General features: G+C 63.3%; 10 protein-coding genes. 2 read left to right on the top strand and 8 right to left on the bottom strand.

From position 1 onward, the window contains the following. Window positions 1-149 precede the first annotated feature (149 nt). The 8 genes from GWQ44_RS13650 to glnE all read right to left on the bottom strand — a co-directional run bounded on the left by GWQ44_RS13650 (window position 150) and on the right by glnE (window position 10,184). A complete protein-coding gene (locus GWQ44_RS13650; protein WP_275927557.1) occupies window positions 150-1,604 on the bottom strand; it encodes a lipopolysaccharide kinase InaA family protein in 1,455 nt (484 codons plus the stop codon). Beyond that, a complete protein-coding gene (locus GWQ44_RS13655) occupies window positions 1,604-2,356 on the bottom strand; it encodes a lipopolysaccharide kinase InaA family protein (protein WP_016968303.1) in 753 nt (250 codons plus the stop codon). The genes GWQ44_RS13650 and GWQ44_RS13655 overlap by 1 nt, the downstream gene beginning before the upstream one ends. Beyond that, complete coding sequence (locus GWQ44_RS13660) at window positions 2,353-3,087, bottom strand: lipopolysaccharide kinase InaA family protein (protein ID WP_016968304.1); 735 nt, start codon at window positions 3,085-3,087, stop codon at window positions 2,353-2,355. The genes GWQ44_RS13655 and GWQ44_RS13660 overlap by 4 nt, the downstream gene beginning before the upstream one ends. Then, a complete protein-coding gene (gene rfaP, locus GWQ44_RS13665; protein WP_179598514.1) occupies window positions 3,087-3,893 on the bottom strand; it encodes a lipopolysaccharide core heptose(I) kinase RfaP in 807 nt (268 codons plus the stop codon). Before rfaP ends, GWQ44_RS13660 begins: the two co-directional genes overlap by 1 nt. Further along, on the bottom strand, window positions 3,890-5,014 hold the full coding sequence (locus GWQ44_RS13670) for a glycosyltransferase family 4 protein (RefSeq protein ID WP_275927558.1): 1,125 nt from the start codon (window positions 5,012-5,014) through the stop codon (window positions 3,890-3,892). The genes rfaP and GWQ44_RS13670 overlap by 4 nt, the downstream gene beginning before the upstream one ends. Then, window positions 5,014-6,075 carry a lipopolysaccharide heptosyltransferase I gene (gene waaC / locus GWQ44_RS13675; RefSeq protein WP_047301274.1) on the bottom strand — a complete coding sequence of 354 codons (1,062 nt, stop codon included), beginning with the start codon at window positions 6,073-6,075 and terminating at the stop codon, window positions 5,014-5,016. Before waaC ends, GWQ44_RS13670 begins: the two co-directional genes overlap by 1 nt. Window position 6,076: 1 nt before the next feature. Then, entirely contained in the window at window positions 6,077-7,111 is a 1,035-nt protein-coding gene (gene waaF, locus GWQ44_RS13680) for a lipopolysaccharide heptosyltransferase II (RefSeq protein ID WP_275927559.1), read from the bottom strand. Window positions 7,112-7,244: 133 nt separating this feature from the next. Further along, window positions 7,245-10,184: a bifunctional [glutamate--ammonia ligase]-adenylyl-L-tyrosine phosphorylase/[glutamate--ammonia-ligase] adenylyltransferase gene (glnE, locus tag GWQ44_RS13685; RefSeq protein ID WP_103739497.1), complete on the bottom strand. Its 2,940-nt coding sequence runs from the start codon at window positions 10,182-10,184 to the stop codon at window positions 7,245-7,247. A gap of 383 nt (window positions 10,185-10,567) precedes the next feature. Here glnE and aceE point away from each other — a divergent pair, with 383 nt between their 5' ends. Then, a complete protein-coding gene (aceE, locus tag GWQ44_RS13690) occupies window positions 10,568-13,213 on the top strand; it encodes a pyruvate dehydrogenase (acetyl-transferring), homodimeric type (protein ID WP_016968310.1) in 2,646 nt (881 codons plus the stop codon). Between the two features lie 11 nt (window positions 13,214-13,224). Next, window positions 13,225-15,135 (top strand): dihydrolipoyllysine-residue acetyltransferase, encoded by a 1,911-nt coding sequence (gene aceF, locus GWQ44_RS13695; RefSeq protein ID WP_275927560.1) that lies wholly within the window; start codon window positions 13,225-13,227, stop codon window positions 15,133-15,135. Window positions 15,136-15,433 lie beyond the last annotated feature (298 nt).

Consider the following 15,433-nt stretch of genomic DNA (forward strand, 5'->3'; position numbering starts at 1 on the left):
AAGTGTGCTCGCAAGGGGCGAGAAACAACGAAAGGGCGCGATTATAACTGAAAAGCAGGGGCAAGCCTCTAGCGGCAAGCGGCAAGCCAGGGCGCTGCCGCCAGCAGGGCCCGCAGCCGCTGCCAGCAACAGCGGCCATGGGTCGCAGGTCAGGCCTGGGGGGAATCGGCGGTCTTGGGCAGGCGCTGATCAATCACTTGATACAAATGGCTGCTTTCGGGCCAGTTGCGCATGAAGCGCGCGCGATCCCGGGCATAAGCCGGGGCGAAACTGCTCAGGCTGGTGTGCTGGCACATGGAGTCAAGATCGATCAACGCCCAGCGGTCCTCGTGCCAGAACAGGTTGTGCCCCTTGAAGTCACCGTGACTGATGCGCTCCTTGATCAGCTCGGCAAACAGCCGGCCCAATGCCTGCAACTCAGGCTCCGGCGCTTCGCCGCTGTCCACGAACGGCGCAAAACGCTCGATGATGTCCGGCCCCGGCAGATACTCGGTGACCAGGTAGGCGCGCCGGCGCAACCAGAGAAAACGCTGCTCCAGCAGCGCCAGGGGCTTGGGCGTGGCAATGCCGAGAAACGCCAGGCGATTGCCTTCGCGCCAGGAGTGCCAGGCCCGGCTCGGGCGCCAGAAACGCTTGAGCCAATGAGCGAAACCCTTGATGTTGTAGCGCTTGACCACCAGGGTCCGCCCCGCCACCGCGACCCGGCCGACGCTGGCCGCGCCACCGGTCTTGTACAGATGGCCCTGGTCCAGCAAGGCATCGGCCTGCTCCAGCACCGGCCGCATCGCCGCCTCTTCTTCGCGACGGATCGCCCGCAAGGCAAAGGGTCCGCGCTGCACGCTGAACAGCGTGCAGTCACGGCCGACCTTGTTGAGAAAATCCCGCAGCCGCCAGCCACGCACCTTGTTCACCTGTTTTTCCAGGGCCTCCAGGGGCAAGGCGTGCTCGGCATTGCCGAGCAGGTAGTGCACCAGCAACTCTTCGGTGAAGGGCTCCAGGCTCTTGGGCAACTGGGCGAAGAACACCCCAAGGTTCTCCAGCACCCTGGACCGGGACAGAGGCTTGCCGGCCTCCTCGACGCAGATCCCCGCACCATCGATCAAATACAGCTGGCCACCATGGCGCAGCAGATTGTCCAGGTGCAGGTCTTCCTGCCACAGGCCCTTGGCGTGCAACTGGGCAATCGCCCCGAGCGCCTCGGCCAGCACCGCCGTCTGCTCATCGGCCAGTACCGGCAGGTTCTCCACCTGCTGCCAGGCGTCGCCCAGGCTTTGCGAGCCTTCTAGAAATTCAAAAAGCAGCCAGCCACCCTCGCCTTCCTGCAGGCCGTCGGCCAGCAGCAGAGGGGTGGTCAGGCCTTGCTGCGCCAGCAGGCGCACGCCGTTCAACTCTCGCTGAAAATGCCGCGCCGCCTTGGACCCCACCAGCAACTTGGCCAGCACCGGGCGGCCTCGCCAGACCCCGGCGCCCACGTAGCGCTGCCCCGGCAGCACCCGCAGCAAGGTCAGCAATTGCAGTTGCGCCGGGCCGGCGGCATCCGCCAGTTCAAGGCTCAGGGGCAGCACCGGGCTGCGCCCGCTGTTCTTCAGCTCGGACAAACGCATCAGCGAGATTCCTTATGACTGCTGCGAGCACTGAGACGGGTCAGCCAGGCCTGCACCAGGGAACTGTCGGGCGACTGATCCAGGTACGCCGCCAGCAGCGCGCGCACCTCGTCGACGCTCCACACCGAAGCCCGGCGCAGCAAAGGCTCAAGATCCTTGACCCGATCACGCTGCCCGAACAATAGAGGCCGGGTTTTCTCCAGGTCGATCAACTGCGCCTGATAGCCGTCGCCGTGCCCCCGCAGAAAAATATGCTTGGGATAGAAACAGCCATGCACCTGACGCAAGCTGTGCAGCTGCCGGGCCAGTTGCCCGCAAGCCTTGAGCACCGCCTGACGCTGTACTTCGCTGAGTTCATCCCAACGCAACAGCAGCCCGTCCAGGTCGTCCCAGCCGTCCAGGGCCCGGGTCAGGAGAATCGCCCGGGACTCGCCCGCCACCTTGCGCATGCCAAAGAACACCGCCTGCAAGGCCGGAATGCCCAGCAGCTGATAGCGCCGGATATTGCGAAACTCCCGGGCGAAACTCGGCTCGCCGAAGGGCCGGTGCAGGGTGCGGGTCAGGTAGTTGGTCTGACGCTTGAGATAGAAACCCTGCCCCTCCACATCCAGGCGAAAGACACTGCTGCTGCCGCCACGGCTGGTGTTGGGTTCATCCACCGCAGCCAATTGCACGGCCCACAGCTGGTCAAAAGTGCCGAGGCCGTTACGCTCCAGCAGCGCACGCTCCTGCGGCGCCAGGAAATCAGTCATTCACGCCCCTCAAAAAATCTCACCACGTGACGAATGCGCTCCTTGTCGGAGGCACTCAGCCGGTTGCGCTCGCGGTACTGCAGATAGAAACGCAGGCGCTGAGTGGCCGACAGATGATATTTGGCCACCTTGTCCAGGCAGGCCAGATCCTTGGTGATCCGGTACTTGAGCCAGAATCCACGCCAGAAATCGCCGTTCGGACAGTCGATCAGGTACAAGCGGTCCTGGTCGTCGACCAGCAAGTTGCGCCACTTCAGATCGTTGTGGGTAAAGCGATGGTCGTGCATGACCCGGGTATGGGTTGCCAGCTGCTGGCTGATGCCATCGACCCAGCGCCGGTCCTTGAGCCGCGGATCATTGCGCTCGGCCAACACCGAAAGGTCCTCGGTCCGCGGCAACTCGCGGGTGATCATCGCGCCACGGGAATAAGCCAGGCAGCGCCGCTCCAGGCCCCAGGCCACCACATCGGCGGTGGGAATGCCCCACTTGGCGAAGCGCTTGAGGTTCTGCCATTCGAACTTGACCCGGGGCTTGCCCAGATAGCGCCGCAGGTTCTTGCCGGCGCCGCTGTAGCGCTTGACGTAATAGTGAATGCCACCTCGTTCGACGCGAATCACTTCGGACAGCGGATCACGGGTCAGGTGCTCGCCCTGCAGGGCGAATACCGCTTCCAGACTGCCGAAATCCTGCGTCAACTCCTGATAGGCGGGGTCCAGATTCCAACTCGCCATCAGAGTGCGTCTCCGTAACGTTGCTTGCGGGCGTAGAGTTTTTCCGCCTTGCCTTCGAGCCAGGACAGCAGCGCCGCTTCCTCGGCCAGAACCTGCCGCAGCGGCTGCTGGAAATAGCCCTTGAGGAAACGCAGCTTGTCGCGGCGCGTCAGGCCGATGTCCAGGGCCGAGAAATACAGGGCCGCCAGGTCCTTGTTGCGCCAGCGCAAGGTGATCTTGGGCCGGGTCTGGGCCCGATGCAGATCGATCACCGAGAGCTTGAGAGTCTCAGGGGTGATGGGCCGATCGGTGTGCAGCAGGAAATGACAGATGTAGCAGTCACGATGGTTGACCCCGGCGCGGTGCATCATGCCGGTCATGCGCGCCACCTCGGCGATCAGCGCGCGCTTGAGGGCCGGCGCCGGGGGCTGCTTGACCCAGTCGATGCTGAAGTCTTCGAGGCTGACGGTCGGTGCCAGCTCTTCGGTGACGATGAACGAATGCTGGTCCGCCGGGTTGGCGCCGCGCTCGCCATAGGCCACCGCGGTCATGGTCGGCACGCCCACCTGGTGCAGGCGCTCCAGGGCCCGCCACTCCTGGCCGGCGCCGAGCACCGGCAGCTTGGCGGTGATCAGGTTCTTGACGATCTCGCCCCAGCCGATCCCACGATGGATCTTCACAAAATAACCGCGGCCATCGACCTCTGTACGCAAGGTACGGCGCGCCTCCAGCTCACGGTAGACCTGGCCCTTCAGGCCCTCGACAGCCTCGAACGCGTCGCGTCCGGCCCACAGGCTCTTGAAGGGTTCGGCAAGCATCAACTTCATCGGTGTTGCTCCGCCAGAATCACATCCGCAGCATACTGCGGCATGCTGTAAAGGTCGGCCGTCTCGGCGAACGCCAGGCCATTACGGCTCCAGGTCGCGCGTGCAGCGTCGTCGGTCAACATGTTGGTGAGGTATTGATTGAGCTGGCTCTGCTCGAACGGCTCGTCCAGCACAAGGCCGCTCTCGGCCTCGGCGATGTAATGGGCATAGCCACAAACCGCAGTCACCAGCACCGGCAGCCCGGCCACCAGGGCCTCAAGCAGGACGGTGCCGGTATTTTCGTTGTAGGCCGGATGAATCAGCAGGTCGGCGCCCAGCAGGAACCGCGGGATATCGCTGCGGCCCTTCATGAACTGCACCTGATCGCTCAAACCCAGCGCCGTACTCTGCACCTGGAATACCTTGGGGTCGTCCTGGCCGATTACAAACAGCCGGGTGCGTTTTTTCAGCGCCGACGGCAGCGCCGCCAGCGCCTTCAGGCTGCGGTCCACGCCCTTGGTCTTGAACCCGGAGCCGATCTGCACCAGCAGCAACTGGTCATCCTGCAAGGCGAACTCGCGACGGAAATCGGCGCGGATCTCGGCGGCGTTAGCCGGTGCCCGACGGTCCTGGGCAATGCCCGGCGGCAGCAGGTGAAAGCGCTCCAGCGGGGTGTCGTAATGCTTGATGAACAGCGGCTGCTGGACCTCGGAGATCATCAGGATCTCGGTCTTGGCCTCCTTGGCGAATACCGCCCGCTCGTACTCGGCAAAATGCCGGTAGCGGCCCCAGCGCCGGTACAGGGAATGGCGCAGGTTCTGCGCCTTGTCCTCGAAACAGCCGTCAGCGGCGTAGTACACGTCCAACCCCGGCATCTTGTTGAAACCGATCAGTCGATCCACCGGACGCTTGGCCAGGTCGGCCTCCATCCAGGCGCTGAGCTTTTCATTGCGACGATGGTTGAACAGCGCCTTGACTGGCGCCACCAGCACTTCGAAGCCGGGAGGCACATCGCCTTCCCAGATCAGGGTGTAGACGCGGATCTGGTGCCCGCGCCGCTGGCACTCCAGGGCAATGCGCATGAAGTCGCGTTGCAGGCCGCCAAAGGGAAAATACTTATAAAGGACAAAAGCCAATTGCATCAGCGCGGCTCCTCAGCCAGTAACAAGGCGCTCAGTCGGCTGGCGACACGCTCGGGGTTCAGGCGAGTGAAACACAGTGGCCACTCGCGCTTGATGTCATAGCGCTGCTGGTCCACAGCGGAGGGCTGGTAGGTGCATTTTTTCTGCAGGCACGGCGCGCAGGGAAAGTTGCTGCCCAGGTGGATCTGCACCTTGCCATAGGCGCCGGTCAGGCCCGGGTTGGTCGGGCCAAACAAGGAGATGGTCGGCACATCCAGGGCTGCAGCCAGGTGACCCAACCCGGTGTCCACGGCCACACAGGCCTGGGCATCGGCCAGCACCTTGGCGACCCCGGCCAGGTTCAGCTTGGGCAGCACCGTGGCATTTTTCAGGCCGCTGGCGATGCGCTCGGCCCGGGCTTTCTCGGCGGCGTTGCCCCAGGGCAGCTTGACCTCCACCCCGAGCATGCCCATGCGCTCGGTCAGCTCGCGCCAGTAGGCTTCGGGCCAGTGCTTGGTGTCCCAGGTGGTGCCGTGCAGGAACAGCACGAAGGGATTCTTGCGCGGCAGTTCCACCAGCTTTTCGACATTCAGACCGTAGTCGCCCAGGCCCTGCGGCAGGTCGTAGCCCAGGGCCACGGCGAACAACTGACGCACCCGCTCCACCGCGTGCTGCCCACGGGCCACCGCCAGGCGCCGCGAATAGAAACGCGACGCCAGGGGCTCACGGGCCGAGTGTTTGTCCAACCCCGCCACCGGGGCGCGCACGTAGCGGGTCAGCCAGGCGCTTTTCAGCAGGCCCTGGGCATCGATCACCAGGTCGTACTTGGTCGAGCGCACGCTCTGCTTGAAGCGGCGCCACTCGCCGCTCTTGATGGTTTGCCAGATGTTCTTGCGCCAGCGACGGATCGCCACCGGAATCACCTTGCCGACCGCCGGGTGCCAGGTGGGGATCTCGGCAAAGCCTTCTTCCACCACCCAGTCGAACTTGATCCCGGGGATGGCGCGCGCGGCATCGGTCAGCGCCGGCAATGCGTGAATCACATCTCCCAGGGACGAGGTCTTGATCAACAGTACCCGCAACTTATTGAACCTCGACCGGGGAGCCCTGCAAGCGCTGCAAGGCTTCATTCACCGGCTGCGGCAACAACTGGCGCAGGCAGTTGTAATGGCCGAAGCGGCAGGTGCGGTCAAAGCACGGGCTGCATTCGATGCCCAGGCGCACCACCTCGACCTGATCCGCCAGGGGCGGAGTGAAGCCCGGCGAAGTGGAGCCATACACCGCCACCAAAGGGCGATTCAGCGCCGCCGCCACATGCATCAGCCCGGAGTCGTTGGACACCACCGAGTCGGCGCAGGACAGCAGGTCGATGGCCTCGGCCAGGGAGGTTTCGCCACTGAGGTTGCTCGATTCCTCGCGCAGGCCGGGAATCAGTCGCCCGCGAATCTCTTCACCCACGGCATGATCGTTCTTCGAACCGAACAGCCACACCTGCCAGCCCTCGCGGATCTTCGCCTCGGCCACCTGGGCGTAATGCTCGGACGGCCAGCGCTTGGCCTCGCCGAACTCCGCCCCTGGGCACAGCGCCAGCACCGGACGATCGAGCGTCAGACCGAACTTGGCCATGGCCGCCTCACGGCTTTGCGGATCGATCTGCAGGCTCGGGCGCGGATAAGGCTGGGGCAGTTCGGCGCCCGGTTCATAGGCCAGGGCCATGAAGCGCTCGATCATCAGCGGATAACGTTCTTTGTCGAGCTTGCGCACGTCATTGAGCAAGCCATAGCGGAACTCGCCGCGCCAGCCGGTGCGCTTGGGGATGCCGGCAAAAAACGGCACCAGCGCCGACTTCAACGAATTGGGCAGCAGGATCGCCTGATCGTACTGGCCGGCCAGGGACTTGCCGATCCGCCGGCGGGTGGCCAGCTCCAGGGCGCCGTGGCCCAGGGGAAAGCTCAAGGCCCGACGCACCTGGGGCATGCGCTCCAGGATCGGCCGGCTCCACTCGGGGGCCAGCACGTCGATCTCGCATTGTGGATGACGCTGTTTCAGGCACTCGAAGAGTGTCTGCGCCATCACCATGTCACCGACCCAACTGGGCCCAACGATCAGAATATTCATGTGGTTTCCATAAACGAGCCGGGGAGGCATACGCCTCCCCGCCTCGAGAATCCAGCACCGCGGCCTTCACCGCCGGTTCAGTTTGGGCGAGCCCACAAGGCTCGCCGAAATAGGAGTGGCCCTGTCAGGCCGCTTAGCTTAGCCCCAGCTCGCGCCAAATCCGTAACACTTCCCGTCGTTCGGTCACGAATTGATCACCGGCAATGATTCCGGCCTCATTCTGCAACGCCTGCCGGTGAGCCGCGGAACGGTAGGCTTTGTAGACCTCGCGCAGCAAGCTGGCATCGCTCGCCGGCATCAGGCCGACCTGCTCCAGACCTTCCAGAATGCGGATGTTATCGGTGTAGCGCAGCAATGACGGGTGCTCTTCGGACCACGCCAGGGCCGCGTATTGCACCATAAATTCGATATCGACGATACCTCCGGCGTCCTGCTTGAGGTCGAACGGCGCCGTGGCTTCGAAGGCGTTGGCTGCGGTTCCGGCGGCGGTCAGGCGGCTGCCCAGGTTGTCGCGCATCTTGGCCCGCATCTCGCTGACTTCCTGGCGCAAGGTCGGCAGATCGCGCTTTTTGCCCAGCACCACGGCCCGGACCTTTTCAAAGGCCTGCCCCACATCCTGGCTGCCCACCAGCACCCGGGCCCGGACCAGCGCCTGATGCTCCCAGGTCCAGGCTTCGTTTTCCTGATAGCGGGCAAAGGCGCCCAGGGAACTCACCAACAGCCCCGAGGCGCCGGACGGCCGCAGGCGCATGTCCACTTCGTAGAGCTGGCCGGAGTTGGTCTGGGTGGTCAGCAGGTGGATGATGCGCTGCCCCAGGCGGGTGAAGAACTGCGCGCCGTCGATGGGTTTGGGGCCATCGGTTTCCGCTTGGGGATCGCCATCATGGATGAACACCAGGTCCAGGTCGGAACCGTGGCCCAGCTCGATGCCGCCGACCTTGCCATAGCCGACGATGATGAACCCCGGGTCACACAAGGTGCCGTCGCTGCGCTGTGGCGCGCCGTACTTGGCCACGGTCTGGCGCCAGGCCAGGGCCAGCACCTGCTCCAGAATCGCCTCGGCGAGCCAGGTCAGGTAATCGCTGACCTTCATTAAAGGCAGGCTGCCGGCGATCTCCGAGGCGGCCACCCGCAACCGGTGGGCCAGCTTGAAGTGGCGCAGGGCCTCCATCTGCTGTTCCAGGTCGTCCTCGGGAATCCGCGTCAGGCGCTCGCGCAGCTCGGCCGCCAGCTCCGGCGCCAGGGGCGGTTTGAACAGGCGTCCCTCATTAAGCAATTCGTCCAGCAACAGGGGGAAGCGGGTGATCTGTTCGGCAATCCACGGACTGGCCGCGCACAAGGTCAGCAAGCGGCGCAGAGCACCAGGGTTTTCAGTGAGCAGCACCAGATAGGCCGAACGCCGGGCTACGGCCTCGACCAATGGCAGCACCCGCTCCAGCACCAGATCCGGATTGGCGTGCTCCACCGCCTGGGCCAACAACCGTGGAATAAAGGCATCCAGGCGCTCACGCCCCAGACGTTGCATCGCCCGCAATTGCGGACTGCCACGCAAACTGGCCAGGGCTCGCAGGGCCTTGGGCGCATCGGCAAAGCCGCCCTCCTGCAACTGCCGGCAAGCTGCTTCCTCGTCCTGGGCCTCCTCCCACAGCGGCAGCCACTCGCCACCCACCACCACTTCGCTTTCCGCGCCTTCGTCTTCATCGGGATCGGCAATCACCTGGCGGAAGTGCCACTCCACCCGCCCGCGCCAGTACATCAGTTGCTCATGGAAAGCGCTCCAGTCGGCAAAGCCGAGCATGAAGGCAATCCGCGCCTGATCCTGGGGATTGTCCGGCAGCATCTGTGTCTGGCGATCGGCGATGGCCTGGATCGCATGCTCGGTGTAGCGCAGGAACTCGTAACCCTCGCGCAGCTCGCTGATCACCGCCGCCGGTAAATAGCCCTGCCCCTCCAGCGTGCCCAGCACCTTTAATAAAGGACGCTGCTGCAGGCTCAGGTCGCGACCGCCGTGAATCAGCTGGAAGGCCTGGGCGATGAACTCGACTTCGCGAATGCCTCCCGAGCCCAGCTTGATGTTGTCGGCCATGCCCTTGCGCCGCACCTCCTGCTGGATCAGCTGCTTCATGGTGCGCAGCGCCTCGATGGCGGAGAAGTCCAGGTAACGGCGATAGACGAAGGGCCGCAACATATCCAGCAATTGCGCCCCGGCCAGCTGATCTCCGGCGACCACCCGGGCCTTGATCATGGCGTAGCGTTCCCAGTCGCGCCCCTGATCCTGGTAGTACTGCTCCAGGGCATTGAAGCTCAGCACCAGGGCCCCGGCGGAACCGTAGGGCCGCAGGCGCATGTCGACGCGGAACACGAAACCGTCGACGGTCATCGGGTCCAGGGCCTTGATCAAGCGCTGGCCCAGGCGAATGAAGAACTCCTGGTTATCCAGGGCACGCTTGACCCCCACCGTCTCGCCGCCTTCGGGGTAGGCGAAGATCAGGTCGATGTCCGACGACAGGTTGAGCTCCACCGCCCCCAGCTTGCCCATGCCAAGGATGACCATCTGCTGCGGCTCGCCACTGCGCGCGCCGGTGGGCACGCCGAACTGCTGGCTGTGGCGCAGGTACAGCCATTGATAGGCCTGGTCGATGCAGGCGTCGGCCAGGTCGGAAAGATCGCGGCAGGTCTGCACCAGATCCGCCCGACGGGTCAGATCGCGCCAGATGATCCGCACCTGCTGCCGGGTGCGCTGGCGACGCAGCACGCGCCCCAGTTGATCGTCGCTCTCGGCGGTGTCCACGGCCGCGGCAATCTGTGCACATAACTCGCCCGGGGCGAAACCGCGATCCAGTTCGCCGCTGCGCACCAGCTCCAGCAACATCAAAGGGTCACGCAGACTCTGTTCAATGACGAAGTCGCTGGCGGCACTGATCCGGGCGAACTCGGCCCAGCGCTCGGCAGTCCAATCCGCGACACCGGGGCTGTCTTCCAGGGCCGCCACCGCAGCGCGGAACGACTGCTCTGCACGGCTGACCAATGGCAGGAGAATCGCGGGGACTGGGGCAAGCGCGGGCAGACTCATGGGCTATCCTTGATCGGCGTGGAAAAGGCAGGCGGAGAGGGATATCGAGGGCAAGCAGCCTGATGGACTGTCGAACAAAAGTTAGAAATAGCTGAAAATAGGTTTTTTTTGGCAGCCAGCATTAATTTTTTACCTATTCCCGTTAGTCACCGACCAACAGTAACGATTATTCTCACAACGCAGCAGGAGGCCATAAGCCGCTCTTCTGTAGTTTTACTACTCGTATATACATTCGAAAGGCTGAAATGGCCGACGATTTGTAGTAAAACTACACGCCGCCGGATCAACCTCCGGCAATCCAAGAATTTATAATCGTCTGCCCACAAGGCCAGTCGCAAACTCAGGCAACCGATTCTGGAAGCCTTTCCGCCCTGGAGCAAGCCATGCAAGACCTCGATCCCGTCGAAACCCAGGAATGGCTGGACGCCCTGGAATCGGTTCTCGACAAAGAAGGCGAAGACCGTGCTCACTATCTGATGACCCGTATGGGTGAACTCGCGACCCGCAGCGGCTCGCAACTGCCCTACGCCATCACCACGCCGTACCGCAACACGATTCCCGTCACCCACGAAGCACGCATGCCTGGCGACCTGTTCATGGAACGCCGCATTCGCTCGCTGGTACGTTGGAACGCGTTGGCCATGGTCATGCGTACGAACCTGAAAGATTCTGACCTGGGCGGTCACATCTCCAGCTTCGCCTCCAGCGCCACCCTGTATGACATCGGCTTCAACTACTTCTTCCAGGCCCCGACCGACGAACACGGCGGCGACCTGATCTACTTCCAGGGTCACGCATCGCCAGGCGTCTACGCCCGTGCGTTCATGGAAGGCCGCATCACCGAAGACCAGATGAACAACTTCCGCCAGGAAGTGGATGGCAACGGCCTGTCCTCCTATCCACACCCTTGGCTGATGCCTGATTTCTGGCAGTTCCCGACCGTTTCCATGGGGCTGGGTCCGATCCAGGCGATCTACCAGGCACGCTTCATGAAGTACCTGGAAGCCCGCGGCTTCATCCCGGCCGGCAAGCAGAAAGTCTGGTGCTTCATGGGCGACGGCGAGTGCGACGAGCCGGAATCCCTGGGCGCGATCTCCCTGGCCGGCCGCGAGAAGCTGGACAACCTGATCTTCGTCATCAACTGCAACCTGCAGCGCCTCGACGGCCCGGTTCGCGGCAACGGCAAGATCATCCAGGAACTCGAAGGCGTGTTCCGTGGTGCCCAGTGGAACGTCAACAAGGTGGTCTGGGGCCGTTTCTGGGACCCACTGCTGGCCAAGGACGTCGACGGCATCCTGCAGCGCCGCATGGACGAAGTCATCGACGGCGAATACCAGAACTACAAGGCCAAGGACGGTGCGTTCGTCCGTGAGCACTTCTTCAACACCCCTGAACTCAAGGCGATGGTTGCCGATCTGTCCGACGACGAGATCTGGAAACTCAACCGTGGCGGCCACGACCCGTACAAGGTCTATGCGGCCTACCACGAGGCGGTCAACCACAAAGAGCAGCCGACCGTCATCCTGGCCAAGACCATCAAGGGTTATGGCACCGGCGCCGGCGAAGCGAAGAACACCGCGCACAACACCAAGAAAGTCGACGTTGAAAGCCTGAAGCTGTTCCGCGATCGTTTCGACATTCCGGTGAAAGACGAAGACATCGAAAACCTGCCGTTCTTCAAGCCTGAAGAAGGCAGCGCCGAAGCCCGCTACCTGAGCGAGCGTCGTGCCGCGCTGGGTGGTTTCGTGCCTCAGCGTCGCGCCAAGAGCTTCAGCATCCCGACTCCGCCACTGGATACCCTCAAGGCCATCCTCGACGGCTCGGGCGACCGTGAAATCTCCACCACCATGGCCTTCGTGCGGATCCTCGCGCAGCTGGTCAAGGACAAGGAAATCGGCCAGCGCATCGTGCCGATTATCCCGGACGAAGCCCGTACCTTCGGTATGGAAGGCATGTTCCGTCAGTTGGGCATCTACTCCTCCGTCGGCCAGCTCTACGAGCCAGTCGATAAAGACCAGGTGATGTTCTACCGCGAAGACAAGAAGGGCCAGATCCTCGAGGAAGGCATCAACGAAGCGGGCGCCATGAGCTCCTTCATCGCGGCCGGTACTTCGTACTCCAGCCACAACCAGCCGATGCTGCCGTTCTACATCTTCTATTCGATGTTCGGCTTCCAGCGTATCGGCGACCTGGCCTGGGCTGCCGGCGACAGCCGTACCCGCGGCTTCCTGATCGGCGGCACCGCCGGCCGTACCACCCTCAACGGTGAAGGCCTGCAGCACGAAGACGGTCACAGCCACATGCTGGCCGGGACCATCCCGAACTGCCGCACCTATGATCCGACCTACGGCTACGAGCTGGCGGTGATCATCCAGGACGGCATGAAGAAGATGACCGAAGAGCAACAGGACGTCTTCTACTACATCACCGTGATGAACGAGTCCTACCAGCAGCCAGCCATGCCTGAAGGTGTCGAGGAAGGCATCATCAAGGGCATGTACCTGCTGGAAGAAGACACCCGCGAAGCCGCGCACCACGTGCAACTGATGGGCTCCGGCACCATCCTGCGCGAAGTCCGCGAAGCAGCGAAGATCCTGCGTGACGAGTTCAACGTCGCCGCCGACGTGTGGAGCGTGACCAGCTTCAACGAACTGCGTCGCGATGGCCTGGCCGTAGAGCGCAGCAACCGTCTGCACCCTGGCCAGAAGCCGAAGCTGAGCTACGTCGAAGAGTGCCTGAGCGGCCGTAAGGGTCCGGTCATCGCCTCTACCGACTACATGAAGCTGTTTGCCGAACAGATCCGCCAGTGGGTGCCGTCCAAGGAATTCAAAGTCCTGGGCACCGACGGTTTCGGCCGCAGCGACAGCCGCAAGAAACTGCGTCACTTCTTCGAAGTAGACCGTCACTTCGTGGTGTTGGCAGCCCTGGAAGCCTTGGCTGACCGTGGCGACATCGAACCCAAGGTCGTGGCTGAAGCCATCACCAAGTTCGGTATCGACCCGGAAAAACGCAACCCACTGGACTGCTGAGGAGACTTTCTGTGAGCGAACTCATTCGCGTACCTGACATCGGCAGCGGTGAAGGTGAAGTAATCGAACTGATGGTCAAGGTCGGCGATCGCATCGAAGCCGACCAGAGCATCCTGACCCTCGAGTCGGACAAGGCCAGCATGGAAATCCCTGCACCGAAGTCCGGCGTGGTCAAAAGCCTGAAAGTGAAGCTGGGCGACCGCCTGAAAGAAGGCGACGAACTGCTGGAACTGGAAGTCGAGGGCGCCGCTGCTGCGGCCCCTGCACCTGCCGCCGCTGCGCCAGCCCCTGCACAGCCAGCCGCAGCACCTGCTGCTGCCGCTCCGGCTGCCGCACCTGCCAGCGCCTCGGTGCAACAGGTTCACGTGCCGGATATCGGTTCGTCGGGCAAGGCCCAGATCATCGAGATCCAGGTCAAGGTCGGCGACACCGTCGAGGCCGATCAATCGCTGATCACCCTCGAATCCGACAAGGCCAGCATGGAAATCCCATCGCCTGCCGCTGGCGTGGTCAAGGCCATCAGCGTCAAGCTCAACGACGAAGTCGGCACCGGCGACCTGATCCTGGATCTGGAAGTGGCGGGTGCTGCAGCGCCTGCTGCTGCCGCGCCTGCTCCCGCAGCAGCCCCGGCCGCTGCAGTGGCTGACAGCGTGCAGGACATCCACGTTCCGGACATCGGCTCGGCCGGCAAGGCCAAGATCATCGAAGTGCTGGTCAAGGCCGGCGACAGCGTGGTTGCCGATCAATCGCTGATCACCCTCGAATCCGACAAGGCCAGCATGGAAATCCCATCGCCAGCCGCCGGCATCGTGGAAAGCGTATCGATCAAGCTGGACGACGAAGTCGGTACCGGCGACCTGATCCTCAAGCTCAAGGTCAAGGGCGCAGCCCCGGCAGCCGCTCCGGCACCTGCCGCCGCACCTGCTCCAGCCAAAACTGAAGCTGCTCCTGCCGCCGCCGCGCCTGCCGCTGCTGCTCCAGTTGCCGCGCCAGCCAAGCCCGGCGCGAAAGTTCACGCCGGCCCGGCGGTACGCCAACTGGCCCGTGAATTCGGCGTCGAGTTGAGCGCCGTGAGCCCAAGCGGCCCACACGGTCGCATCCTGAAAGAAGACGTGCAGGTTTACGTCAAGGCGATGATGCAGAAGGCCAAGGAAGCGCCAGCTGCTGCCGGCGCAACCGGTGGCGCGGGCATCCCGCCGATTCCGGTCGTGGACTTCAGCCGCTTCGGTGAAATCGAAGAAGTGCCGATGACCCGCCTGATGCAGGCCGGTGCCGCCAACCTGCACCGCAGCTGGCTGAACGTGCCGCACGTGACGCAGTTCGACTCGGCGGATATCACCGAGCTGGAAGCCTTCCGCGTTGCCCAGAAGGCCGTGGCCGAGAAGGCCGGCGTCAAGCTGACCATCCTGCCACTGCTGCTCAAGTCCTGCGCGCACCTGCTCAAGGAACTGCCGGACTTCAACAGCTCCCTGGCGCCAAGCGGCAAGGCGATCATCCGCAAGAAGTACGTGAACATCGGCTTCGCCGTGGACACCCCGGATGGCCTGCTGGTACCGGTGATCAAGAACGTCGACCAGAAGAGCCTGCTGCAACTGGCGGCCGAGGCGGCTTCCCTGGCGGAAAAAGCCCGGACCAAGAAGCTCTCCGCGGACGAGATGCAAGGCGCCTGCTTCACCATCTCCAGCCTCGGGCACATTGGCGGCACCGGCTTCACGCCGATCGTCAACGCGCCGGAAGTGGCGATCCTCGGTGTATCCAAGGCCACCATCCAGCCGGTCTGGGACGGCAAGGCCTTCCAGCCGAAGCTGATGCTGCCACTGTCCCTGTCCTACGATCACCGTGTGATCAACGGCGCGGCCGCTGCACGCTTCACCAAGCGTCTGAGCGACCTGCTGGCGGACATCCGCACCATCCTGCTGTAACCCGCGAACCGGCCCTCCCAACCTGGGCGGGCCGGCACCGCATGCTTTCCGAGCGCCACGCTCGTACCTCAACCCCGTCAATTTGGCGGGGCTTTTTTTTGCCGGAAAAACGTCGTCAATTGCCCGTCATTTCCCGAGGCAAAGGCGCAGAAAAGTTACTTTGCAGAAATCCTTCGGTCTGCCGATACAGGTTTATAGCACTTAGCCTTCATCTTACTTGTCAGTCGACGCGCCATGATGCAACCTTGCCGCAGGCAACAGTAAAGAGGGCGCGAGCCCGGCGCGATCAGCAATTTCG

Origin of the sequence: Pseudomonas sp. 3MA1 (assembly GCF_029237275.1) — a bacterium.
Classification (GTDB): Bacteria; Pseudomonadota; Gammaproteobacteria; order Pseudomonadales; family Pseudomonadaceae; genus Aquipseudomonas; species Aquipseudomonas fluorescens_AP.